The sequence below is a fragment of the Planctomycetota bacterium genome (genome assembly GCA_016125255.1).
In the GTDB taxonomy this organism is placed as follows: domain Bacteria; phylum Planctomycetota; class Phycisphaerae; order Phycisphaerales; family Zrk34; genus RI-421.
This window is the reverse complement of the sequence record WGMD01000002.1, coordinates 702,680-725,699: the sequence shown is the minus strand read 5'-3', so window position 1 is coordinate 725,699 and position 23,020 is coordinate 702,680. Positions and strand designations below refer to the sequence as shown.

At 64.8% G+C, this 23,020-nt stretch carries 22 protein-coding genes; 18 read left to right on the top strand and 4 right to left on the bottom strand.

All coding sequences use genetic code 11. The annotated features are described in order from the left end of the window. Window position 1 precedes the first annotated feature (1 nt). The 11 genes from GC162_04230 (at window position 2) to GC162_04180 (ending at window position 10,716) form a co-directional block, all read left to right on the top strand. Entirely contained in the window at window positions 2-1,069 is a 1,068-nt protein-coding gene (locus tag GC162_04230; GenBank protein MBI1367843.1) for a hypothetical protein, read from the top strand. Beyond that, window positions 1,066-1,740, top strand: a complete 675-nt coding sequence (locus tag GC162_04225) for a hypothetical protein (protein ID MBI1367842.1) — start codon at window positions 1,066-1,068, stop codon at window positions 1,738-1,740. Before GC162_04230 ends, GC162_04225 begins: the two co-directional genes overlap by 4 nt. Beyond that, window positions 1,737-2,306, top strand: coding sequence for a type 4a pilus biogenesis protein PilO (pilO, locus tag GC162_04220; protein ID MBI1367841.1), 570 nt, complete (start codon window positions 1,737-1,739; stop codon window positions 2,304-2,306). The genes GC162_04225 and pilO overlap by 4 nt, the downstream gene beginning before the upstream one ends. A gap of 148 nt (window positions 2,307-2,454) precedes the next feature. After that, window positions 2,455-4,374, top strand: a complete 1,920-nt coding sequence (locus tag GC162_04215) for a DUF1549 domain-containing protein (protein ID MBI1367840.1) — start codon at window positions 2,455-2,457, stop codon at window positions 4,372-4,374. Window positions 4,375-4,398: 24 nt separating this feature from the next. Continuing rightward, the gene (locus tag GC162_04210) at window positions 4,399-5,700 is read left to right on the top strand and encodes a DUF1501 domain-containing protein (GenBank protein MBI1367839.1); all 1,302 of its coding nucleotides are present in this window, start codon (window positions 4,399-4,401) and stop codon (window positions 5,698-5,700) included. A gap of 78 nt (window positions 5,701-5,778) precedes the next feature. Next, window positions 5,779-6,708 (top strand): DUF4886 domain-containing protein, encoded by a 930-nt coding sequence (locus GC162_04205; protein MBI1367838.1) that lies wholly within the window; start codon window positions 5,779-5,781, stop codon window positions 6,706-6,708. 73 nt (window positions 6,709-6,781) lie between these two features. After that, window positions 6,782-7,198 carry an HIT domain-containing protein gene (locus GC162_04200; GenBank protein ID MBI1367837.1) on the top strand — a complete coding sequence of 139 codons (417 nt, stop codon included), beginning with the start codon at window positions 6,782-6,784 and terminating at the stop codon, window positions 7,196-7,198. Window positions 7,199-7,323: 125 nt separating this feature from the next. Next, complete coding sequence (locus GC162_04195) at window positions 7,324-7,863, top strand: sigma-70 family RNA polymerase sigma factor (GenBank protein ID MBI1367836.1); 540 nt, start codon at window positions 7,324-7,326, stop codon at window positions 7,861-7,863. Further along, complete coding sequence (locus tag GC162_04190) at window positions 7,860-9,290, top strand: hypothetical protein (GenBank protein ID MBI1367835.1); 1,431 nt, start codon at window positions 7,860-7,862, stop codon at window positions 9,288-9,290. Before GC162_04195 ends, GC162_04190 begins: the two co-directional genes overlap by 4 nt. Continuing rightward, window positions 9,287-9,952, top strand: coding sequence for a hypothetical protein (locus tag GC162_04185; protein ID MBI1367834.1), 666 nt, complete (start codon window positions 9,287-9,289; stop codon window positions 9,950-9,952). The genes GC162_04190 and GC162_04185 overlap by 4 nt, the downstream gene beginning before the upstream one ends. Then, window positions 9,949-10,716, top strand: a complete 768-nt coding sequence (locus GC162_04180) for a prepilin-type N-terminal cleavage/methylation domain-containing protein (GenBank protein MBI1367833.1) — start codon at window positions 9,949-9,951, stop codon at window positions 10,714-10,716. Before GC162_04185 ends, GC162_04180 begins: the two co-directional genes overlap by 4 nt. Window positions 10,717-10,755: 39 nt before the next feature. Here the strand turns inward: GC162_04180 and GC162_04175 are convergent, their stop codons facing one another. Next, window positions 10,756-11,574, bottom strand: a complete 819-nt coding sequence (locus GC162_04175; GenBank protein ID MBI1367832.1) for a hypothetical protein — start codon at window positions 11,572-11,574, stop codon at window positions 10,756-10,758. Window positions 11,575-11,839: 265 nt separating this feature from the next. Here GC162_04175 and GC162_04170 point away from each other — a divergent pair, with 265 nt between their 5' ends. From GC162_04170 to accC, 7 genes are all read left to right on the top strand, one after another. Next, window positions 11,840-12,646, top strand: coding sequence for an ABC transporter substrate-binding protein (locus tag GC162_04170; protein MBI1367831.1), 807 nt, complete (start codon window positions 11,840-11,842; stop codon window positions 12,644-12,646). Continuing rightward, complete coding sequence (locus GC162_04165; protein ID MBI1367830.1) at window positions 12,643-13,614, top strand: iron chelate uptake ABC transporter family permease subunit; 972 nt, start codon at window positions 12,643-12,645, stop codon at window positions 13,612-13,614. Before GC162_04170 ends, GC162_04165 begins: the two co-directional genes overlap by 4 nt. Then, window positions 13,611-14,417: an ATP-binding cassette domain-containing protein gene (locus GC162_04160; protein ID MBI1367829.1), complete on the top strand. Its 807-nt coding sequence runs from the start codon at window positions 13,611-13,613 to the stop codon at window positions 14,415-14,417. Before GC162_04165 ends, GC162_04160 begins: the two co-directional genes overlap by 4 nt. Before the next feature lie 11 nt (window positions 14,418-14,428). Then, complete coding sequence (locus GC162_04155) at window positions 14,429-15,166, top strand: hypothetical protein (GenBank protein ID MBI1367828.1); 738 nt, start codon at window positions 14,429-14,431, stop codon at window positions 15,164-15,166. A 50-nt stretch (window positions 15,167-15,216) separates the two neighbouring features. Then, window positions 15,217-16,341, top strand: a complete 1,125-nt coding sequence (locus GC162_04150; GenBank protein MBI1367827.1) for a M24 family metallopeptidase — start codon at window positions 15,217-15,219, stop codon at window positions 16,339-16,341. A gap of 67 nt (window positions 16,342-16,408) precedes the next feature. Next, window positions 16,409-16,882: an acetyl-CoA carboxylase biotin carboxyl carrier protein gene (accB, locus tag GC162_04145; protein MBI1367826.1), complete on the top strand. Its 474-nt coding sequence runs from the start codon at window positions 16,409-16,411 to the stop codon at window positions 16,880-16,882. 131 nt (window positions 16,883-17,013) lie between these two features. After that, a complete protein-coding gene (accC, locus tag GC162_04140; GenBank protein ID MBI1367825.1) occupies window positions 17,014-18,360 on the top strand; it encodes an acetyl-CoA carboxylase biotin carboxylase subunit in 1,347 nt (448 codons plus the stop codon). Between the two features lie 96 nt (window positions 18,361-18,456). Here the strand turns inward: accC and GC162_04135 are convergent, their stop codons facing one another. From GC162_04135 to GC162_04125, 3 genes are read right to left on the bottom strand one after another with little or no spacing between them, the layout of a single operon-like run. Beyond that, on the bottom strand, window positions 18,457-20,121 hold the full coding sequence (locus GC162_04135) for a hypothetical protein (protein MBI1367824.1): 1,665 nt from the start codon (window positions 20,119-20,121) through the stop codon (window positions 18,457-18,459). 3 nt (window positions 20,122-20,124) lie between these two features. Beyond that, the gene (locus GC162_04130; GenBank protein MBI1367823.1) at window positions 20,125-21,750 is read right to left on the bottom strand and encodes a hypothetical protein; all 1,626 of its coding nucleotides are present in this window, start codon (window positions 21,748-21,750) and stop codon (window positions 20,125-20,127) included. A gap of 50 nt (window positions 21,751-21,800) precedes the next feature. After that, window positions 21,801-22,916, bottom strand: a complete 1,116-nt coding sequence (locus GC162_04125; GenBank protein ID MBI1367822.1) for a PilT/PilU family type 4a pilus ATPase — start codon at window positions 22,914-22,916, stop codon at window positions 21,801-21,803. Between the last annotated feature and the right edge of the window lie 104 nt (window positions 22,917-23,020).

The following is a 23,020-nucleotide window of genomic DNA, read 5'->3' as shown; positions in this document are numbered from 1 at the left end:
GATGGGGTGGCGAAGGACCAAATCCAGAACGGCGATCGGACTCGACGTCGGCGCACGGCTGATCAAGGCGGTGCAGATGGTCGGCAAGCGCGGGTCGTGGCAGGTGGCGGCGGCGGCGTCGTTCGAGCGCAGCTCGCAGGACCGCCTGCCGGATCAGGCGGAGCTCTCGCGCCTCGCCGAGGTGCTCGACCGGCAGGGTTTCACAGGCAGGCAGATCGTGCTGGCGGTGCCGGACGACAAGCTGTTGAGCGGTATTCTGGAATTGCCGCCGCGCGATTCGGGCGCGCCGGTGGAGCAGATCGCACGGATGGAGCTGGCGTCCATGCACCGTGTCGATCCGCAGTCGTTCGAGCTGAGCTACTGGGAATTGCCGGAGACATCGCGGGCGCGGGAGACGGCGCGCGTGATGGCGGCGGCGTGTGCGCACAATGATGCGGAAGAGCTGATGGACCTGTTCGAGAACGCGGGTTTCGAGGTCGTCGCGCTGGACACCTCCGCCGGCGCGATCGCCCGCGTGTGCGACATGACGCACGAGGGCAACGAAGCGATCCGGCCGGTGCTGGACATCGGCTGGCGCGCCGCCCGGCTGGTCGTGCTCTTTAAAGGCGTGGACATCTACGAACGCCAGCTCACCGACGCGGGGGTCAAGAGCTTGTGGGAATCCTTGGCGAGCCGGCTCGAACTCGAATCCGACGTCGTCGATTACCTGCTCACGCAGATCGGGCTCAACGACGATCCGAACGCCGAGACGGCGATGCCGCTGGACGATCTGCATCAGGCGATCCGCGAGCATTTCGAGTCGATGGTGCACGAACTGGGCATCTCCTTCTCGTACGCGCTGCACCAGTACAACGACGCGGCGATCACCTCGCTGACGCTCGTCGGCGGCGGGGCGTCGATTCCGGGTCTGGCGGATCATCTGAGCAAGGCGCTGGACATGCCGGTGAAGCTTCTGACGCCGGGGCAACAGGCGACGTGCCCGCCTTCGCTGATGACGGCGGGGAGTACGGGGACGCTCACGTCGGCGATGGGCCTGGCGTTGCACACGCGTGAGGCGAAGGGCAAATGACCGCGATCAACCTCATTCCGACGTACCGCATCGTGTCGCGCCAGCGGCGCAAGCGCCTGCGCGGTTGGGTGACGGCGCTGACGGTGTACACGCTGCTGCTGCTGCTGGCGTGTGCGGCGGCGCGTGTGGTGTGGGGTCAGAGCGACCGGGCGCTGTCGGGGGAAGTGGCGGATCTGGAAGCGACCATCAAGAAGACGAACGCGGACCTGGCGGCGCTCAAGCCGCAGCTTGCCGAGGCGCAGCTTCAGCTGGAGGCGAGTCTGGCGGTGGCGGTTCAGCCGGACTGGTCCGTCATGCTGGCGCTGCTCGGCAAGGAACGGGGTCAGAGCGTGGTGCTGGATCGGATTTCGATCAAGCCGGTCGAGCCGGTCAAGCCCGTAGCGACCGCGCCCGAAAACGGGCGCTTGGGCGCGGCGGTGTCGGCCGCTCCCGAAGGTTCGAGCAAGAAGGACAAGGAAAAGGACACGCGCAAGCCGATGAACTTCGCCGTGGAGATCACGGGGCTGGGGCGCGAGCAGACGGATGTGTCGCAGTTCGTGCTGCGGCTTGAGCAGACGGGCTTGTTCCGCCGCGTGCAGCTTCTGGACACGGCCCGCTATCCGTTCGGGCAGGGCATGGCGGTGTCGTTCCATCTGATGTGCTCGATGGGCGACGGGGAGGCGACGCCATGAGCGATGTGAAATCCAACGCATGGCAGATCGACGCGGCGGCGCTGGGGGCGTGTCTGCTGCTCACCGGCGCGGTCTACTTCGTGGGCCTCAAGCCCATGCTCGATCGGGAAACCGAGCGGGCCTCGCAGCAGGAACGCCTCATCGATCTGCATTCGCAGTCCGCCCAGCTCGCGACGCATCTGAACGACTCCCGCGCGACCCTCACGCGCATGCGCAAGAAGATCGAAGACAGCGCCATCCAGCTTCAGTCCACCGCGCACCTCAACAAGCGCCTCGCCGATGTGACCGCGCTGGCGACCGAGTGCGGTCTGCAAGTCAACGAGATCCAGCCCGGGTCCATCACGCGCGGCGAGCGCTACGAAACCGTCCCCATCAATCTCGCCGGCACCGGCTACTACAGCGCCTGCGCCAACTTCCTGCACCGCCTTCAGGCCGCCTTCCCCGACACCGGCGTCTCCGCCTTCGAAATGACCGGCAAACCCGCCGACCCCAAACAGCCCGCCGGCTTCACCTTTAATCTGATCTGGTACGCCGCCCCGACCTCGGGCAAGCCGGCCGGCAACTGAATCGGCCCTGGTTTGGGCGTAATTTCGAGCCCTATAAGCGTGATCTCTGTTAAGCGACCGCATCCGATCCGGCGCAGCGACGGTGGCTGTGTCGATCGTGCGGGCGAGACGCCGATCTGCACCTAGGATAACTCGTGAATCCTGCAATATGGCGAAGGACCCCCGCGTTATGCCGATGAACCGGCTGAGGGGCCGATTCGGTTCTCGATCATGGAGCTTAACCATGCGTTCAAGCACGATGACGGTTTTGGCCGTTTGGGCGGTCGCTGTGCTGGCCACATCCGCGGGCGTCTTCGCCAAGGACCCAGACAAGCTTAAGACCCTCGCCCTCGCTCAGCAGGTCGATAAGCTCGTCGTCGAGGGACTCACCGAACACAACCAACAGCCCAACCCGCCCGTCAGCGACGAAGTGTTCCTCCGCCGGGCGTACCTGGACATCGCCGGCCGCATCCCGACGCTGGAGGAAGCCCAGCGGTTCCTCAGCTCCAAGGACATTACCCGTCGCTCCCAGCTCATCGACGAACTGCTCGACTCCGAGGGCTACGTCAGCAACTACTACAACTATTGGGCGGACATCCTCCGCGCCCGCTCGCGCTTCGAGACGGCGAAGGTCGACGGCGAACCGTACATGGCCTGGATCAAACAGTCGCTCAGGGACAACACGCCCTACGACAAGTTCGTCTATCAGATGCTCGATTCGGAAGGCGCGATCTACGAAAACGGCGCGGCGGGGTACTACCTGCGCGACTCGGGCATGCCGCTCGACAACTTGTCCAACACTGTCCGCATTTTCCTCGGCACGCAGGTCGGATGCGCCCAGTGTCACGATCATCCGTTCGACAAGTGGACGCAGCGCGAGTTTTACGAGATGGCGGCGTTCACGTACGGCGTGCAGACCCGCTCCAAGCCGGACTTTCAGAAGATGCGCGAAGTCCGCAACCTCGCGGAAAAACAGCTCGACGCCAATCAGCAGGCCCGGCTCCGCAATATCCTCCGCCCGCTGACTTACAGCGTGCATGAGGACGCCCGCCGCAAACTGCACCTGCCCGACGACTACAAGTATGACGACGCCAAGCCCGGCTCCACCGTCGAGCCCGCCACGATCTTCGGCGCGTCGATCAAACTCGAGGGCAACACCAGCCCGCAGGACGCCTTTGCCGCGTGGGTCACGTCCAAAGACAATCCGCGCTTCGCACTGACGATCGCCAATCGGCTGTGGGCGAAAGTGATGGGCATCGGCGTCATGCCGGCGGTGGACGACATCAAGGACGATTCGCCGAACGTGAACCCGAAATTGATGGACTTTCTGACGCAGCAGATGGTCGCGGTGAACTTCGACATGAAGGCGTATCTGCGTATTCTTTACAACACGCGGACGTATCAGTCCCAAGCGTCCCGCGAGGAACTGAAGCTCGATGAACCCTACTACTTCCCCGGCCCGGCGCTAAGGCGCATGACGGCGGAGCAGGTGTGGGATTCGCTTCTGACGCTCAAGGTCGATAATGTGGACACGCGTGTCGGGCCCGCGTCGTTTGCCGGCCGGTCGGCGGGCGTGGCGATGATGGCGACCATGACCCCGCAGCAGCTTGTCGACATCGGCAAGGACCCGCAGAAGATGCGCACGATGGTCATGACCAACTCGGACGTGCGCGAGCAGATGAAGCAGCGGTTCAAGCAGGGGCGGGGCGGCGTGGACATGGTCCGCGCCAGCGAGCTCACCTCGCCCGCGCCGGCGGGGCATTTCCTCCGCACCTTCGGTCAGAGCGACCGCGAGCAGGTCCAGGCCGCGTCGGTCGAACCGTCGATCACGCAGGCGCTGACGATGCTCAACGGCCCGATCGACAAGGAGATCACGCGCTCCGACAGTTTGCTCGTCACCAACTTCAAGAAGGCCGCGACGGATCAGGAGCGGATGCATGTGATCTGGCTCTCGATCCTCGGTCGCGAACCGAGCAGCTCGGAGGCCGCTGCCGCGATGCAGTGCATCAAGAGCGAGGGCCAGTCCGACGGGTACACGGACATTGTCTGGGCGCTGCTCAACACGCGCGAGTTCATCTTCGTTCAGTAACCGATTGCGAGGTTTGTCATGCGGATGCACGACACGATGCGTTTGATGGACGACGTTTCCCGCCGGCACTTCGTCGCCGGGGCCGCGGCTGCGTTTCTGGGCGTGAGCTTCGTGCCCGGACTTGAGAAGGTCATGGGCGCGCCCGCGGCGGACATCCCGGCCAACCCGCCCGGCGGCGGCAAGGCCAAACGCTGCATCTACATCTTCCTCACCGGCGGGCTGAGCCACATCGATACCTTCGATCCCAAGCCCGGCACTTCCGAGCAGGGGCCGACCAAGGTGATCCCCACCAACGTCCCCGGCATCGCGCTGACCGAATATCTGCCGGGCCTCGCCAAGCAGATGGACAAGATCGCGCTGATCCGGTCGATGACGACGAAAGTCGGCGCTCACGAGCGCGGCCAGTATTTCATGCGCACCAGCTATCAGCCCATCGCCACGATCCGTCACCCCGCCATGGGCGCGTGGGTCATGAAGCTCGGGCCGGCGACGCACCTGACCCTGCCCGGCAACGTCATCGTCAACCCCGACTCCGGTCACCCCGGGGCGGGCTTCCTCGATTCGCGCTTCGCCCCGCTGGCGATCGGCGATCCGGATGCGGGATTGCAGAATTCGCATCTGCCCGCCGGCGTGACGCAGTCGCGCTTCGAGAACCGCCTCAGTCTCACCAACCAGTTCGATCAGTCCTTCCGCGCCCGCTATCCGCAGAAGGATGTGCAGGCGTACACCGACTTCTACCAGGATGCGGTGAAGCTGATGAGCTCAAAGGACCTCGAAGCGTTTGACCTGGACAAGGAATCGAAGTCGACGCGCGATGCGTACGGCGACAACAAGTTCGGGCAGGGCTGCCTGCTGGCCCGCCGCCTCGCCCAGCGCGGCGTCCGCTTCATCGAGATCGACAACGGCGGATGGGACACGCATCAGGACAACTTCGACCGCCTCGGCGACAAAATGCCCGAGATCGATCAGGGCCTGTCCGCGCTGCTGGCCGACCTTGCCGCGCAGGGCATGCTCGAGGATACGCTTGTCGCCGTCTGCTCCGAGTTCGGGCGGACGCCCAAGATCAACGAGCGCACCGGGCGCGATCATCACCCGCGCGTGTTCACGACGCTGCTGGCCGGCGGGGGCGTCAAGGGCGGGCAGGTCCACGGTAAGTCGGACGACAAGGCCTTCGCCGTCGCCGATCAGCCCGTCGAAATCCCCGACTTCAACGCGACGATCGCCTGGGCGCTGGGCCTGCCCATTTCCGTGCAGACCAAGTCCGCCTCCGGCCGACCGTTCACCGTCGCGGCCAAGGGCCAGCCCGTGACATCACTCTTCGCATGACCCCGTTGAGCGACGCCGCTTCTTGCCGTGAGCTTGTCGAACGGGCGGCGTGCTCTGCCTTCATTGAGTCAAACATTCATGTTGCATCTTCGCCGTGTTGTCGCCGTGGTCATCCTGCTTCTTGTTCACACGGCCGCGCATGCGGAATCCAAAACCGTCCGCCTGCTGACCGTCGGCAACAGTTTCGCCGACAACGCTCTGTCGTTCCTTCCGCAGATCGCCGAGGCGGGGGGCGACAAGCTGATCTTCGCCCGCGCGAACCTCGGCGGGTGTTCGCTGGAGCGGCACTGGGGCCTCGTCGAAAAATATGAGGCGGACCACGATGACAAAACCGGCCATCCCTACAACGGCGGCAAGTTCAGTCTGGCCGAGATGCTCAAGCAGGATGCGTGGGACGTCGTCACGATTCAACAGTACAGTTTCATCAGCCACGACCTGAGCACGTACGAACCCTTCGCGAAGAATCTCAACGATTACATTCATCAGCACGCCCCGCAGGCGAAGGTGCTCATTCAGCAGATCTGGGCGTACCGCGTCGATGACCCGCGCTTCAATGGGCAAGACGACGGCAAGCAGCCGCGCACGCAGAAGGCGATGTACGAGCAGGTGCGGGCCGCGTATCACGCAGTCGCGAAGGAATTGAACATCGGCATCCTGCCCAGCGGTGACGCCATGTACATCGCCGACTCCGATCCGACATGGGGCTACGCGCCGGACAAGACATTCGACTTCGCCCACGCCGCCGCCCCCGCGCTGCCGGACCAGACGCACTCGCTGCACGCCGGTTACAGCTGGAGCAGGAAGTCCGGCACCGAAAAGCTCGGCATGGACGGCCACCACGCCAGCTCCGCCGGCCGATATCTGATCGGTTGTGTCTGGTATGAAGTGCTCTTCGATCGCAACGTCGAGAACAACCCCTTCGTTCCCCCCGGTCTCGACGCCGACTACGCCCGCTTCCTGCGCCAAACCGCGCACAAAGCGGTGATGCAGGTCAGGGACGCGAAGTAGAAAGCACGCCGCCCGTTCGACAAGCTCACGGCAAGAAGCGATGTCGCTAAACTGGTGGGATTGGAGGTGACGCATGTCCGATGCGAACTGCATTTTCTGCAAGATTGTGGCGGGGCGGATTCCCTGCACGAAGGTTTATGAGGATGCGCGGGTGCTGGGGTTTCTGGATGTCGGGCCGCTGAGTGAGGGGCATTGCCTGATCGTTCCCAAGGCGCATGCGGTGCGGCTTGAGGAGCTTGCGGCGGCGGATGTCCAGGCGTGCGCGGCGGCGGCGGCGAAGGTCGGCAAGGCGGTCGTGGCGGCGACGGGGGCGCCGGGGTGGAACCTTCTGCAGAACAACGGCCCGGCAGCGGGGCAGGTCGTCATGCATGTGCACTTTCACATCATCCCCCGCCGTGACGGCGACGCCCTGGGCTTCCGCTGGCCGGCGGGGAAACTCGCCTCGGAAGACGCCCAGCGGCTTGCCGCAGCGATCACGGGCAAGCTCTGACGCATCGCAAGTGGATGTGCCGTCGGCACTAAAAATTTTCGGCACATCGCTGTTAGCTTTCGCGCCCCCGGCGGTATTAAGGGGGTGGCGAATCGGGCATCGCGCCTGATCGGCCGCTCGGAACGATGCAAATGCCGCCCGCCGCTTCCGATACCGAACGCTTCATCCGCCACCTGACCAGCGTGCAGGACGGCGTGTACGCCTACATCCTCTCGCTCGTCGGCGACGCCGAGGCCGCCCACGACATTCAGCAGGAAACGCACGTCGTCCTCTGGCGCAAGTTCGCCGAGTTTGCTGAGGGGACGAGCTTCCCGGCGTGGGCCCGGCAGATCGCGCTGTATCAGGTCAAGGCATGGCGGCGCGACGCGGCGCGCGATCGGCTGCTGTTTGATGATGCGCTGCTCGAGTGCGTGGCGGGCGAGGCGGAGGCGTTCAGCGCCTCGGTGACGCCGCGGTCCGTCGCGCTCGATCGCTGCATCGAGAAGCTGCCGGCCGAGCAGCGTCAGCTCATCAAGCTGCGCTACACCGACTGCGATGCACCGATTCAGCAGGTCGCCGATCGCATCGGCAAATCGCTCGCCGCGGTGTCGATGTCGCTGTCGCGCATTCGCCATGCACTGATGGAATGCATCGAGCGCGCCTTGGAGCAGGGGGGTGACGCATGACGCCGACACCTCGTGAGATGGATCGGCTGCGCGTTCTGCTCAACGCATTGAGCGACGGTCAGCTTGATGCGGCGGGTCGGTTGGCGCTGCGCACGATGCTCCGCGACGATGCGGCGGCGCGGCTGTATTACCTCAAGCACATGGCGCTGCACGCGGCGCTGCGCGCCAGGAACCAGACGCTTCGCCTCAAAGCAGGCGCAGCGTCGGCGTGGCGCGCAACGGAGGATTCTCGCATCAACTTCATGCCGACGCTGAGCCGCGCTTCGCGGCGAAGCGTCTGGTACGCCTCCGCCGCGCTGATCGCACTCGCCGTCACCGCATGGTTCCTGTTCGTCCCCGAAACCCGGACGCCGACTCCGCAGTCCTCGCATGCCCCCGCATCGGTGGCCATGCTCTCCGACGCCTCCTCGGATGCGGTCTTTGAAAGCGGCGATCAGGCGTTGGGGGCGGACCTGATCGCCGGACCGATTCGGCTCGTGTCGGGCAAGGCACAGATCATGTTCAAGTCGACGGCCGTCGTCGATCTGACCGGGCCTTGCGAATTTGAGATGACCGGCCCCAACAGCGGGCGACTGTCGCGCGGTGCGATCAGCGCGCTGGTTCGCACCGAAGCGCACGGGTTTTTCGTCGATTTGCCCGGCGGCGTGCGACTGGTCGATCTGGGCACGCAGTTCGCCGCCGACGTGGATGCGGCGGGCGATGCACGCATCGAAGTGACGCAGGGCCGCGTGCGAATCGACCTGCTCGGGGCCTCGGGCTTGATGCGATCGGTGGCACTCGCCGCCGGCGACCGGGGGCGAAGCGAACGGACGGTCGCCGGCGCCAAGGTGTATGTCGACCGCGCGATCGCCGTCGTCAACGCATCCTTCGAGAAGGACGGCGACGGCCCGCACGGTCGCGCGCCGAGCGGCTGGCAAGCGACCCTCCCCGCCCGCACGTACGTTCACGATCACGCCAGTGACGATGCGCAGGTCGACGGCGCGGTCGATGGACAATACGTCGGCACGATCAACGCCGCTGTTCCGGGACGCGATGATCGCAACGGCCCGCCGCCGGCGCTCTATCAGAACCTCGACGCCCGCGCGGTCCCCGAATGCGTCTACACGCTGAGCGTCGCCGTCGGCCGCCGCGCTGACTATGACAAGCTCAAGCAGCCGCCGACGCGATGGGGCCTGCGCATCGAAGACGCGCAGACCGACGAAGTACTCGCCGAAGCCGTCGGCATAGCGGAGCCGGCGGGTGTGATGGCGGATCAGAGCGTGCAATGGACCGCCGACGCCGCCCACGCAGATCACCCGCTTCGTATTCGGCTGCTGAACATGATTCCCTACGGCGCCTCAGGCGGCAAGGTGATCTTCGATCATGTCCGTCTGAACATCGAATCTCAAATGAATCAGAACCCCACATTCAAGGAGAATCTGCCATGAAGTTCAATCTCACCACATTGCTCATCGTGCTCGTCACGCTTGCCCTGAGCGCCTTCGCACCGGCCGCGACGATCACCAACACCGTCTACAGCTCCAACACGACGCTCAGCTCCGGCCTCGGCGACTTTTTCCTCGAAGGCACCGCGGCCGCCACGTGGACCATCAACCCCGGCGTCACCGTCACGACCACCGCCAGCACCAATCGATTTTTCATTGACTCCAACACCAACCCCGACGGCACCAGCACATTCATCGTCACCGGCGGCGGCACGCTCGACATCACCTCCAACAACCAGTTCGCCATGCGCCTCGCCCATACCGATGCCGGCACCAACGGCGTCCTGACCATCAGTAGCGGATCCTTCGTGACCTTCTCCAATGGCGGCACGATTCTGGAGGGCCGCAATGACGGTGGACTCATCAATCTCAACGGTCTGGGCTCGCGCCTCTTCGCCAACTTTACCTACAACACCTCGACCAATGAATTCAACGGCATCCGCGTCCGCGTCAACGGCGCGCTGCCGATCCTCACGGGGTCCGGCGCCAATCTCGAAATCACATCCGTGGGCGGAGGCACGCTCCTGACCGTCATCCCCACCCCCGCCGCGCTGCCCGCCGGGCTGGCGCTGATGGGCCTTTTGACCCTGCTCCATCGCAAATGAAAAACACGCCGCGCCATCCCGCTGCCTTCACGTTGATCGAACTGCTGGTCGTCGTCGCCATCATCGCGCTGCTCATTTCCATTCTGCTCCCGTCGTTGCGGCAGGCGCGCTATGTGGCGAAGCTGACGGTCTGCTCCTCCAATCAGCGGCAGATCGGCATGGGCTTTCACATGTACGCCGGGGACAACACGACGCTCTACCCCGCCCGGCCGCGCATCGTCAACAACACCAACCTCAAGCCCGAGCAGCTCAAATCCAGCGGGTCCGACTATCGACCGATGATCGCCCGGTACGTGGACATCAACAAGCTCTTCAACGAGCCGCTCGCCCCGCGCTGGTTCGACTACGAGCAGACCGGCACGACCGACATCACCGGCGGCTACGCCGTCTGGGCCGGGTGGAAATACATCGGCAACGAAGACGGCTCGACGCGCCTCGGCGACACGTTCACCTACAACGGCAACAAGTTCTCCGTCATTATCAGCGACTGGGAAACGCAGAACTTCACCAATCAGAAATCCGAATCCGGCCACAACGACCAGCAGCAGTCGCTTTCGGAGAACACGACGACGCTCTTCTCGCGATGGGACGGGTACCGACGCGGCTTCATGGACCGCAACTTCACCTTCGACGATCTGCACGTGGAGCGTTTCTACAACGTCGACTACGACCACACGACCGCGCTAAGCCGCCCGATGAAGGCGGTCTGTCCGTGGAACACGAAGATCAATACGGGGACATGGCGCACCTGGCTGCCGATGTGATGCTCTTCTGACCCCTCCCTTCGAGGGAGGGTTTGCGATTCAGCTCAGCCGCGCCACCGCATACACCGCGACTCCCAGCGCGATCGCGGCCATGATCCAGCTCGTGATCGACAGCACCGTCATCTGGCGCGATTGACGCTCCATGAGCTGCTGCATCCGCTGCTCGGCCGACTGGGCCTGCTCGGTGACGCTGCGAAGGGCGGCGCTGGAAGCGCGGGTCGATTCGGAAAGGTCCTCGAGCGTGTGGTTCATGGCGGAGAAGCTCCCGAGTAGCTGGGCGTCGTTCTGCGTCGCGGCGTCCATGTGCTGCTGGATGCACCCCATGATCTGCGTGTGCTGCTCGCTGACGCGCGTCAGGGCGCTGATCGACTGGGCGAAGTGCGAGGCGTGACGGTTCTGCTGCTCGACCTGCATCTGCATCACTTCCAGCATCCGCGCCTGATTGCGCGAATGTTCCGGCAGCGACTGCAGCGCCTCCGGCAGATGCTGCATCAACTCAAGCAGCCGCGCGGACCGCTGCGACTGCGTCGACAGATGCTCGCGCACCGTTTTCATCAGGTCCACGACCTCCATGTACCCCTTCTGTAGATCCACGATCGCCGCATCGCGCTTCGCCCCCGGCAAGAGCGAAAAGAATCCCCGCGGTCGATGGTCGCCATTGCCGTTGGAACCGTTGCCGTTGACCGGCTCGCGCCGCTCGGCGGTCGCCTTGATCACCGGCGGGTCGGCCAGCTTCGCCAGCGAATCGACGAGGCGTTCGGGGCTACGCTCGGCGGATTTGAAGATGTCGATCGCCACGGGCTTGCGCGGCCGGGCGCGATGGAAAAAGCGGGAAAGTCGGGCGGTCAGCGTTGCCATAAGCGGCCTCCATTGCCTGAATTGCGTACTTTTGACAGTCTCCGGGTCCGCCCATACGATGCGCCGCATGATCCGCCTCGCTCAATGGCGCAGCATCGCATCCGCAGCGGCCCTCGGGGCGGCCCTCTTCCTTTTTATCGGTTGTTCACGCGATTCCGCACCAGTCCCCCCCGCCCCCGGAACCCCCGGAATCTCCGCAACCCACGGTAGTAGCGCCGCGACGACTGGGCAGCGCATCGTCTGTCTTTCCCCCGCCATCACGCAAATGCTCACCGATCTGGCTGTCGACGACCGCATCGTCGGCGTCGGGGCCTACGATCCGGTCGCCCCCGCCGGCGTCGCGCTCGTCGGCGACCTCTACCGCATCGACTACGAAAAGCTCCTCGCCCTCGACCCCACCGACATCATCGTGCAGATCAACAACCCCGACCTGCCCGGCAAGGCGATTCCCGCCAAGCTCGTCGACCTCGCGGCGGATCATCATTGGAAGCTGCATCAATTTCGCATCGAGTCGGCGGATGACGCGCTGAACGTGCTCTCATCGCCGACCGGCGAATGCGTCGGGACCATCATTGACGCGCCCGATCGGGCGGCGGCGCTGGCGGGACATGTGCACGAGCGGCTTGAAAAGCTGGCGCTGGTCACAGCCCTGGAGGATCAGCCGCGGGTGCTGCTGGTCGTGGCGACCAGTCCGCTGACCTGCGTCGGGCGCGGTACGTTCTTGAATCGGCTCCTGGAATGGGCGGGCGGTCAGAATGTTCTCGCTGACAGTGATGGACTCTACCCCGTCATCGACCGCGAGAAGCTCACCGCCCTCAACCCGGATGTGATCGTGCTGTTTTTGCCGTCGCAGGGCAATGCGGCGATCGCGTCGCACGCCGGGGCGACCGAAGGCGCGAACCTGCTGACACTGCCCGCTTCGATGCACGCGAAGCAGATCGTCATCGATGACCCGCGGGCGCTGTTGCCCAGTTCATCGATGGGCCGCACGGCGTTGGAGTTGGCGGAGCATCTGCACCCGGGTCTGGCGGATCAGCTTCAGAAGATGCGCCAGTTGGGGAACGCATCATGAGCGGGCGCGACCGGGTGGTGCTCGCGGTGCTTGCCGCGCTGCTGGCGGGCGTGTGTCTGGCCCGGCTCATGGTCGGCGACACGTTCGGCTGGCCCGGCGGCGACCTTTTGAACATTCGACTCGACCGCATGGCGATCGGCCTGACCGTCGGCGTCGCGCTCGCCGTCGGGGGCGTCCTGCTTCAGGCGCTCCTTCGCAATCCGCTCGCCTCGCCCTACGTGCTGGGCGTCTCCAGCGGCGCGGCCGTGGGCGTGATGATCAGCTTCGCCGGCTGGCTTTCATTTCTCGCTACCGCCGCCACGCACACCGCCGCGCTCGCCGGCGCGATCGGCACGATGGTCATCGTCTACCTCTGCGCTCAAAAACGCGGCCGGGTCGACCCGATCGGACTCCTCCTCGTCGGCGTCATCGCCAACGCCATCAATGGCGCGATCATTATGTTCGTCAATTACATCAACCCCCTGGGCATGCGCGGCGACATGATCCGTTGGATGATGGGCTACATCGACGACAACATCGAAGCCCCCCGCATCGCGCTCATCGGAATCGTCACGCTCGTCGGCGTCGTCATCGCCTGGGTCATGGGTCGGGCCATGGATGTGGCGACTTTCTCCGACACCGAAGCGCACAGCGTCGGGCTCAACCTCGCCAAACTTCGCCTCGTGCTCTTCGCCGTCGCCGGCGTGCTGACGGCCGGCGCGGTCATGCTCGCCGGCCCCGTCGGGTTCGTCGGCCTGATCTGCCCGCACATGATCCGCGCCCTTGTCGGTCCGACGCATCGCACGCTCATCGCCGGCTCCGCACTCGCCGGCGCGATCATGGTCGTCGCCGCCGACACCCTCATCAAGCTCATCGCCGTCCGTTACAACATCGGCCTGATGCCGCTGGGTGTGCTGACGGCGATCATCGGCGGGCCGGCGTTTTTGTTCATGCTGCGCCCGCACCTGGGCCGGGGGATGGAAACATGAATGAAACCCCTATGAAAATCCAGGAAATGCACTTCGCGTATCGGCCGGGTCGGCCGGTCATCGAAGGCATCGGAGCCGAGGTGCACGCGGGGGAGGTTCACGCATTGATCGGCCCCAACGGGTGCGGCAAGACGACATTGATGCGGCTCATGCTCGGCGCGCTCGTCCCGACGTACGGAAGGGTGCTGCTCGATGATCGCCCCGTTGCGAAAACGCCCGCGGCGCAGCGGGCGAGCGTCCTCAGCTATGTGCCCCAGCGTTCGACCGCCAGCTTCGCGTTCTCCGTGCGGCAGGTCGTGGCGATGGGCCGCTTCGCGCTGTCGCGCGATGAGGCGGCGATCGACGCGGCGATGCACGCATGCGACCTCGATGATTTGAAGGACGAGGCGTATGCGGAACTGAGCGTGGGGCAGCAACAGCGGGTCCTGCTGGCGCGGGCGATGGCGCAGGCGGCGGGGGGCGGGCGGATCATGCTCGCCGACGAACCGACGAGCGCGATGGATTTGTCGCATGCGCACCGGACGATGACGATGCTGCTGGATCGGGCGAAGCGCGGCATGGCGATCGTCGCGGTGGTGCAGGATCTGAATCTCGCCGCCCGGTATGCGGATCGGGTCTGGCTCATGGACCGCGGCAAGCTGGTGCGGGCGGGCGCGTGGCGCGACGTGCTGCGGGCGGACGTGCTGGAGAAAGTGTACGGCGTCAAAATCCGCGCCATGAACGATGCGGAGACTTCCGGGGGTTCCGGGGGCGAGCGGCCGGTGTTTGATGTGCGTTTGCCGCTGGCGTCGGTGCGGGGTTAGAATCACACGTGATGCATCACCTGTTTGCCAGCACGATGCCGCTGACGCTCGCGGAGGGTTGGGTCGAGTTCATCATCCCGGTGGTGTTTTTCATTTTCTGGATCATCAGCGCCATCAATAGTCAGGCGAACAAGAACGCTCCGAAGACCCCGCCGCGTTCGCGCGGGTCGGGAGATGCGGGTCGCTCGACGTCGGGGGATCGGGCCAAGTCGGTGCGTGAGCGGCTCAACGAGTTGGCGGAGATGCGGCGTCGTCAGCTTCAGGAGATGGCGCGGCAGAAGGAGCAGGGTCAGTCGCCGGCCCGTCCGGCGCCGCGGGCGCAGGAGAAGCCGCGCTCGGTGATCGTGCTCGAAGAGGTCGCGCCCACCGAAGACGAACTCGCCCGTCAGCGCCAGCAGGCGGTGCAGCGGGCGGCGGACGAACTTCAGCGCCGGAACCTTGAGGCAATCCGCCAGCGCGAGGAGCAGCAGCGCCAGCTCGAGCGCCAGCGCCGTGCGGCGGAAGCGAAGCGGGCCGCCCAGTTCGATCGCGATGAAGCATCACGCATGGCGGTCCACCGCGACGCCCCGGGTGCCGACGAGCAGGTGCACCGCCACGTCGCCGACGCCGCCATGCCCGAACGCCGCAAGGTCCACCCCCTCGTCGCCAAACTCGACCGCCAGCGTGCCCGCGAAGCGATCATCCTCATGGAAGTCCTCGGCAAACCCCTGTCGATGCGCAACCCGTGGGAAATCCCGATGGAGCGCTGACCGCTTCGTCGAGTCGCCCCCCGGCTGGTCAACCGGTATAATTCCGCCCCATGAAATCGACCAAGACATCCTCACGCCGCTGGCCCAAGCATCTGGCGGCCCGGCTGGCGCTGCTGCGGGAAAAGATGCGGGACCACCAGCTCGACGGCCTGCTGGTTGTCGAGCCGCGCGATATCCGATACCTGACCGGGTTCAGCGGGGAGGACGCCTGGGCGCTGGTCACGCACCATGATGTGGTCATCTTCTCCGACCACCGCTTCCATGAAGAGCTTATCGACCTGTTCGCCTACGCCCGTTCGATCATGCGCAAGAATTCGCTCAGCGAAGAGCTGGGCAAAGTCGTCGGCAAGAAGAAGCTCAAGGCGGTGGGCGTGCAGGGCGAGCATCTGACGCTCACGCAGCAGAAAGCCGTCGCCAAGCAGATCGGGGCGAAGGCGATGAAGCCCGTCACCGGCTGGCTCATCGAGCAGCGCGCGGTCAAGGATGCGCCTGAGCTGGTGCTCATCAGGAAGGCGATCGCCATTCAGGAGGCGGCGTTTCTCAAACTCAAGAAACAGATTCGCGTGGGGATGACGGAGCGGCGGATCGCGGCGCAGCTCGAATTTAACATGCGCAGCGGCGGGGGCGACGGGCCGTCGTTTTCGACGATCGTCGGCGCCGGTCCCAACAGCTCGATCAACCACTACCTGCCTCAGAACGTCAAGCTCAAGAAAAATTCTCCGCTGCTCGTCGACTTCGGCGCGTTGTACAACGGGTATCACAGCGACATGACCCGCGTGCTGGTCGTGGGCAGGTTCCCGAAGAAGATCGCGGAGATTTACGAGATCGTGCGCGCGGCGCACGCGGCGGCGATCGACGCCATCGCCCCGGGCAAGACCTGCGCCGAGATCGACGCGGTGGCGCGGAACCTCATCAAGAAGGCGGGGTACGACAAGCAATTCCGCCACGGGCTCGGTCACGGCATCGGGCTTGAGATTCACGAACAACCCCGCTTCGGGGCCAAGAGCAAGGACGTGCTGGAGCCGGGGCATGTGGTGACGGTCGAGCCGGGCATTTACATACCGGGCCTCGGCGGCGTGCGGATCGAGGACGACATCCTCGTGACGGACAAGGGTCATCGGAACCTTTGCAGCTTGCCCACGACGATGGAATCGGCGATGATTAACGCGAGGTAAACACGCAATCCGAACTTTCGACGGCGGGCGATCCGGACCGCAGTCCGACTTTTGGTGAAACGACGACATGATTGACCTGAAGACACTCAAACAGCTCATCAAGCTGATGACGGACAACGAACTGTCGGAACTGGACCTGCGCGACAAGGACGAGCAGGTGACGCTCAAACGGGGCGCGACCGGCATCGTGCAGCAGCTTGCGCCGGCGCCGATGATGGCGGCCCCGATGCCGATGGCGGCGGCCCCGGCTGTCGCGGCGGGCGGCGCCGCCCCGGCGGCGGCCAAGCCGGTCGATGACGGGCTGATTCCGATTCCCAGTCCGATGGTGGGCACGTTCTACGCCGCCCCGTCGCCCGATGCCGAGGCGTTCGTGAAGGTCGGCTCGCCGGTCGACGCCAATACGGTCGTCTGCATCGTCGAGGCGATGAAGGTGTTCAATGAAATCAAGGCCGAGGTCAGCGGCACCATCGAAAAGATGCTCGTCAACACGGGCCAGGCCGTCGAATACGGCCAGCCGCTGTTCATGGTGAGGCCCCATTGAGTTCAAGCGGTCAGGCGTCAGCGGTCAGGTGTGAGCCAACACCTGAGGCGTCGCCCAGTGCCGCTCGGATGTCGCCGTCGCTTCTTGTCATTGCTGATCCCTGACACCTGATACCTGAAACCTACTCAACCATGTTCAGCCGCATTCTTATTGCAAATCGAGGCGAGATCGCGCTGCGGATCATCCGGGCGGCGCGTGAGCTGGGGATTCAGACCGTGGCGGTGTACTCGGAGGCCGATCGCGAGTCGCGGTATGTGCGGCTGGCGGATCAGGCGGTGTGCATCGGGCCGGCGCCTTCGTCCGGCAGCTACCTGAACATCGCCTCCATCATCGCCGCCGCCGAAGTCGCAAACGTTGACGCCATTCACCCCGGCTACGGGTTCCTCGCGGAAAACGCCCACTTCGCCGAGGTCTGCCGCTCGTGCAAGATCGAGTTCATCGGCCCGAGCGTCGAAGCGATGCAACTGCTCGGCGACAAAGTCGCCTGCAAGAAGCTCGCGGTCAAGCACAAGGTCCCGACCTTCCCCGGCTCCAAGGACAAGGTCGGCGACGAAGACGAAGCGATCACGATCGCCCGCGAGATCGGCTATCCCGTCATCATCAAGGCCGCCGCCGGCGGCGGGGGGCGCGGCATGCGCGTCGCCCATAACGACATCGCCCTCCGCTCGGGACTGCGCTCGGCCATGACCGAGGCCGAGGCGGCGTTCGGCGACGGCCGGGTCTACATCGAAAAATTCCTCGAACGCGCCCGGCACGTCGAGGTGCAGATCGTCGGCGATACGCACGGCAACGTGGTGCACCTCTATGAGCGCGACTGTTCCATGCAGCGCCGCCATCAGAAACTCATCGAGGAAGCGCCCTGCCCCGTCCTGCCCAAGGATGTGCGCGAGTCGCTGTGCAAATCCGCGGTCCGGCTCTGCAAGGCGGCGGGCTACTACTCCGCCGGCACCGTCGAGTTCCTCGTCGACGACGCCACCAAGAAGTTCTACCTGCTCGAAGTCAACACGCGCGTGCAGGTCGAGCATCCGGTCACCGAAGCGATCACCGGCGTGGACATCGTCAAGACGCAGATTCAGGTCGCCGCGGGCATGAAGCTGCCCTTCAAACAGTCGCAGATTCAGATCAGCGGGCACTCGATCGAGTGCCGCATCAACGCCGAGGACGTCGACCGCAACTTCGCCCCTCAGCCGGGCCTGCTCGACACGTTCAACCCGCCCGGAGGCCTCGGCGTCCGCGTCGATACGCACTGCTGCGCCAACTACCGCGTGCCGCCCAATTACGATTCGATGATCGCCAAGCTCATCGTCCATTCCCCCACGCGCGACGAAGCCATCGCCCGCATGCTCCGCGCCCTGCGCGAATTTGAGATCGGGCCCATCAAGACCACCATCCCGCTGCACCAGCGCCTCATGAACAACTCCAAATTCGTCCGCGGCGACGTCGATATCGACTTCGTCGGACGACTGCTGTCGCGCTGACAAGCCGACGCGTTTAGCGACGCCGCTTGCGGCGTGCTTTCCGTGTTGACCCGTAAGAAGAACCCGCCGCGAGCGGCGTCGCTAAACGGGGGGCGATCATTCGACTTTGAGCGGGGGGTCGACGCGGGTGCTTTTGGCGCCGCCGAGGTCGAAGCGGGCGATGGAGACGCCGATGGGCGCCTGGAAGTACAGGACGATTTTATCTTCGGCGCTGGCGGAGCCCAGTTCTTCGATCTGGCTCAGGGCGCGGAGCGTTTCATTGGGGTTGATCGAGAGGATGAGCCCGCCGGGCTGGACGATGGCGTAGCCGATGGCGAAATAGACTTTGCCGTCGGAGTCGACGATGGTGGGCGCCTGCGTTTTGGCGGTGGCGACCTGCATGATCTGCCCGAGGAGACTCTTGGCGTCGCCCTGCTGGCCGAGGTTGGCGCGGACGATCTTGGCGCTCTCGGCGTGGTGGATTTTGTTGACGGCCAGGCCCTCGCCGGGGCGGCCCTTTTCCTTGCGGATGCGTGCCCGGCCGGCCACGACCGAGTCGCCGTCCGTCGTGACGTTGTTGGAGTTGAGCACGTTGCGGTTGATCGTGAAGGGCAACACGTCCGACACGACCAGCAGGGGCTCTTCCTCCGAGCCGCCGGCGGTCGGATTGGTGTTCGTATTGGGATTGGTCGCCACGGGGACGGTGTTGACGTAGTAGATCAGCCCGTCCGCCGCCGCCACGTCCGCCGCCGGCTTCTCCGGCAGCATCAGGCGCGTCTCCTTCATGTTCAGGTACAGCGGCGTGGCCTTGGCGGGAATCTGAAACACGAAGTGAATCTTCGTATCCGCCACCGACGGGGCCGAGTACGCATACTCGCCCTGAAGCGCCAGCGCCTTAAGCTCGCCGTTCTGAATGTACGCCACGGGAAAGACGGTCCGCGTCGTCCCGGCCGGGGCGTAGGGATCGTCGTAGGCGAGCATGATCTGCCGTCGGGCCACGCGGAACGTCGCGTCGCCGTCCGCCGCACCGGCGCGGCCCTGCACCTGAAGCTGCACGTCCGTGCCGATGATCACCGTCTGCACATCGGGCGTCTGCTGAATCCGTGCGGCGAGCGACTTGGGCAACTCGCCGGCGAGCGCGAAATAGCCCTTGTCGCTCATGAGCGACACGTTGTCGGGACGCAGGGCTTTGCGGCTGGGTTCGAAGGCGGGTTGGGTGAACAGCGACGCTTCGATGGCGATGTTCGGATGGTACGTGCCGAGCCGGGCATGCCCGGTGATGGGTGCGAAGGCGCCGCGGCTCAGGAAGGTGAAGAACCCGCTGGCGACCGAGTCGACGGGGATGAGCAGTTTCTGCGTCCGCTCGGGCTGTCCCGCTTCGTTGAGGTCCCATCCGCTGTAGCCGAGCAGACTCGAGATGCCGGTCATTTGCAGGCCGATGACGAGCATGCCGCAGGTCAGCACGCCGGCGAGGAACCCGAGGAATCCCCCGACGCCGCGCTGGACCATGTTGTGAAAGTCCTGATTGCCCGTGATGAACTGATCGAAGGGAACGCGCAGGGCGATCAGGGCGCAACCGAACGGCAGCAGCAGGCCGACGCCCCATGCCGAGTCGGGCATGCGATTGAGGAGCCAACCGTACACGAGCGGCTCCCAGAGCGCGAAGGCGATCACGCCGGCGAGGATCGTGATGAACAGGTGCAGCAGGGCGGAGAAGACGCCCTGCGAGCCGTACCAGTAGATCATGAATCCGAGGATGAGGATGATGGCGAGGTTGAGCATGGCTTAGCTTCCCTCCTGCTGCTGACCCATGGCGCGCATGACTTCGCTGATGCTCGTGTGTCCCTGCACGACGGCGGCGAGGGCGGCTTCCTGGAGATAGATGATCTTGTTGCGGCGCAGATGCGCCCGGAGCTGTTCCAGGTCGCCGGCTTTGAGCAGCGGGCGCGCGTCGTCGTCGATGACCATCACCTCGAACGCCGCGAGCCGCCCGTGATATCCGAGGCCCTGACAGTTCGGGCACGGCTCGGGCTTGCCTTTGATGAGCACTTTCCCGCCGGATTTGTACAGTTCCTTGATCCGGTCCGCCGGGAGGTTCATCTTGCGAAGCGCCTCCGCGTCGGGCGTGTACTTCTGCCGGCAGACGGTGCAGAGCTTGCGCATCAGGCGCTGCGACACGATCGCCGCCAAACCCTGCGACACCACGCCCGGATCGCCCACGGCTTTGAGCCACATCTTCAGCGCCATGAACGTATCGTCCGCCCGGATGCCCGCGTAGATGCGTACGCCTTCCGCCCCCGCCTTGGCGATCACCTGAGCCGTCGATGCATCCGGCACCGACGCCACCATCACCACCCCCGGCTCACGCAAGAGCAGCGACGAAAGCGCCTTGCTGAGCTGGTCCGGCTCGACGACCTTCTGCGTGAGCCCTTCAAGCTCCGCCTCGATCGCCGACTCCATCGTGTGAATGTCCTGCGTGTACGGATCGTGCTGGCCCACGAGCGTGTAGAGCGTCGTCGTGCGGCCCTGATGCGCCGGCGTCGCCACCAGCACCGTCCCGCGCTGCGTGCCGATCACACCCTTGAGCCGCTCCAACTGCGATTCGAGCATGCCCAGTTCGCCCAGCGGGCGGATCACGCTCTTGCGCGGATCGACGAGGATCGTGCAGGTCAGTCCCTGCGTCGAACCGGCCGTCGAAACCGAAAGCTCGTGCGCTCCGCCTTCGAGCAGTTCGATCCTGGTTTTGCCCGTCTGTTTGCGCCGGCGGTCGGTCGTGTCCATGCCGCACTGCGCCTTGAGGTAGTCGATCATCGCCACCGCCGGCGCCGCGTCGAGCTTCGTCAGCTTGTACCCCACGCCGTCGATGTGCACCTGCACGGCGAACTCGCCTTCGGTCCCGGCGATGTCCAGCCGCTCGCCGCGCCGGGCGATGGCGGGCGTGATGATCTGTTCGAAAAGAAGATGCGGCGCGTACATCGGGTCGTCGGATTTGGGCACCTGCGCCAGTCCCGCCGCGGGCTTGGGGAACTTCATCGTCGCCTGCGCCAGCGCCTTTTCCTCCTGCTTCTTCGTGAACGCCGCCAGCAGCGTCTCCTTGTCGAAGCGCCACCGCTTGGCCTCGTCCACGTTGCGATTGCGCGTCACGATGTACGCCGCCGCCGCACCGCCCAGGACGCAGACGCACAGCAGGAACCCGACGATGAAAAACGGAATCATCACCAGCGCCAAAAACGCCAGCGCGCCCGAACCGGCCTGGATCGCGTTCCACTTGCGCCGGCCCTGGTAGTAGAACATCGCGTCCTTGTCCACCAGCGCCGCCCACTTGCCCCAACCAAACAGCAACACCGTCATGAGCACCACTTTCGTAATGCTCATCGGTACGATCGCGTCCGCCGCCAGCGTGTGCATCATGTTGCTACTCGATCTGACTTCCGGCTACTGACCTCTGACCGCTGTCTTCCTCATCCCGTCCCGCGCGTCGTGATGCCCTTGAGCCGCATCTTCAGTTCGTCCACGTTCCGGGCCGCCTCCATCGCCGTCCGCGGGTGAATGTACTCCCTGTTGACCAGGTCCACAAGAGAGGAATTCAGGTCGATCATCCCTTCGCCCTCGTTGTTGCGGATGACTTCCGTCAACTCGACTTCGCGGCCCTCGAGAATCAGTTTCGTCACGATCGGCGTGTTGAGCAAGACCTCCACCGTCGGCACGCGGGGCAGCTCCGGCTTGATCGTCTTGAGGAGCCGCTGATACACGATCGCCTTCATCGAATACGCGAACATGTCGCGGATCAGCTCGCGCTCCTCCGGCTCGAACAGGTTGTAGATGCGCCCGAACGCGCCGGCGCAGCTTGATGCGTGCACCGTGCCGAAGACGAGGTGGCCCGTTTCCGCCGCCTGCACCGCCGCCTCGAACGTCTCGCGGTCGCGCAGTTCGCCGATGAGCACCACGTCGGGGTTCTCGCGCACCAGCGCGCGAAGCGCCGTGGCGAAGTTCGGCACGTCGATGCCGATCTCACGCTGATTGACCAGCGCCTTGGCGTCCTTGAACATGTACTCGACGGGGTCTTCGATCGTCAGTATGTGGCACGGGCGGGTTTCATTGATCTGCTGGAGCATCGCCGCGATCGTCGTCGACTTGCCCGAGCCCGTCACGCCGCAGAGCAGGATCATGCCCTGATGCGCCTCGGCGATCTTGCCCATGATCGGCGGCAGGTGCAGGTCGGCATAGCCGAGAATCTTGGAGCTGATGCGACGGGCGGCGATGGCCTTGCGGCCCATCGTGTGGAAGATATTCACGCGGAAACGGTTGTCCGCATCCAGCGCGTATGCCATGTCCACCGAGCCGGCATGATGAAGCTGCTGCCACTGCTCGTCGTTGAGCATGTCGCGGATTTCCGCGTCGAACTCCTCGTTCGTGAACGCCGGGGCGTCGGCGCTGCGCAGCGACCCGCGCAGCCGGAACTTCACCTGCTGCCCCGGCCGAATCAGAATGTCCGACGCCTCCATCTTCACCGCCGCCTCCCAGAACTTGCGAAGCCGACCGGTCGGTTGCATTTGCGGTGCGGGTGTGTCACTCATTTGGACGGTTCCTGTAATGATTCGATTCCAAGAAGAAGAAATTGGTCATTAGGCATTAGGTAATGGTCATTGGCCATATCGGAGAATCTCGCGAGGTCGCGTCC

Excerpts from the sequence above, each read along its gene's own strand:
- GC162_04230 (MBI1367843.1), top strand. The coding sequence starts at position 2 with ATGGGGTGGCGAAGGACCAAATCCAGAACGGCGATCGGACTCGACGTC.
- GC162_04225 (MBI1367842.1), top strand. The coding sequence starts at position 1,066 with ATGACCGCGATCAACCTCATTCCGACGTACCGCATCGTGTCGCGCCAG.
- pilO (MBI1367841.1), top strand. The coding sequence starts at position 1,737 with ATGAGCGATGTGAAATCCAACGCATGGCAGATCGACGCGGCGGCGCTG.
- GC162_04215 (MBI1367840.1), top strand. The coding sequence starts at position 2,455 with ATGGCGAAGGACCCCCGCGTTATGCCGATGAACCGGCTGAGGGGCCGA.
- GC162_04210 (MBI1367839.1), top strand. The coding sequence starts at position 4,399 with ATGCACGACACGATGCGTTTGATGGACGACGTTTCCCGCCGGCACTTC.
- GC162_04205 (MBI1367838.1), top strand. The coding sequence starts at position 5,779 with ATGTTGCATCTTCGCCGTGTTGTCGCCGTGGTCATCCTGCTTCTTGTT.
- GC162_04200 (MBI1367837.1), top strand. The coding sequence starts at position 6,782 with ATGTCCGATGCGAACTGCATTTTCTGCAAGATTGTGGCGGGGCGGATT.
- GC162_04195 (MBI1367836.1), top strand. The coding sequence starts at position 7,324 with ATGCAAATGCCGCCCGCCGCTTCCGATACCGAACGCTTCATCCGCCAC.
- GC162_04190 (MBI1367835.1), top strand. The coding sequence starts at position 7,860 with ATGACGCCGACACCTCGTGAGATGGATCGGCTGCGCGTTCTGCTCAAC.
- GC162_04185 (MBI1367834.1), top strand. The coding sequence starts at position 9,287 with ATGAAGTTCAATCTCACCACATTGCTCATCGTGCTCGTCACGCTTGCC.
- GC162_04180 (MBI1367833.1), top strand. The coding sequence starts at position 9,949 with ATGAAAAACACGCCGCGCCATCCCGCTGCCTTCACGTTGATCGAACTG.
- GC162_04175 (MBI1367832.1), bottom strand. The coding sequence starts at position 11,574 with ATGGCAACGCTGACCGCCCGACTTTCCCGCTTTTTCCATCGCGCCCGG.
- GC162_04170 (MBI1367831.1), top strand. The coding sequence starts at position 11,840 with ATGCTCACCGATCTGGCTGTCGACGACCGCATCGTCGGCGTCGGGGCC.
- GC162_04165 (MBI1367830.1), top strand. The coding sequence starts at position 12,643 with ATGAGCGGGCGCGACCGGGTGGTGCTCGCGGTGCTTGCCGCGCTGCTG.
- GC162_04160 (MBI1367829.1), top strand. The coding sequence starts at position 13,611 with ATGAATGAAACCCCTATGAAAATCCAGGAAATGCACTTCGCGTATCGG.
- GC162_04155 (MBI1367828.1), top strand. The coding sequence starts at position 14,429 with ATGCATCACCTGTTTGCCAGCACGATGCCGCTGACGCTCGCGGAGGGT.
- GC162_04150 (MBI1367827.1), top strand. The coding sequence starts at position 15,217 with ATGAAATCGACCAAGACATCCTCACGCCGCTGGCCCAAGCATCTGGCG.
- accB (MBI1367826.1), top strand. The coding sequence starts at position 16,409 with ATGATTGACCTGAAGACACTCAAACAGCTCATCAAGCTGATGACGGAC.
- accC (MBI1367825.1), top strand. The coding sequence starts at position 17,014 with ATGTTCAGCCGCATTCTTATTGCAAATCGAGGCGAGATCGCGCTGCGG.
- GC162_04135 (MBI1367824.1), bottom strand. The coding sequence starts at position 20,121 with ATGCTCAACCTCGCCATCATCCTCATCCTCGGATTCATGATCTACTGG.
- GC162_04130 (MBI1367823.1), bottom strand. The coding sequence starts at position 21,750 with ATGATGCACACGCTGGCGGCGGACGCGATCGTACCGATGAGCATTACG.
- GC162_04125 (MBI1367822.1), bottom strand. The coding sequence starts at position 22,916 with ATGAGTGACACACCCGCACCGCAAATGCAACCGACCGGTCGGCTTCGC.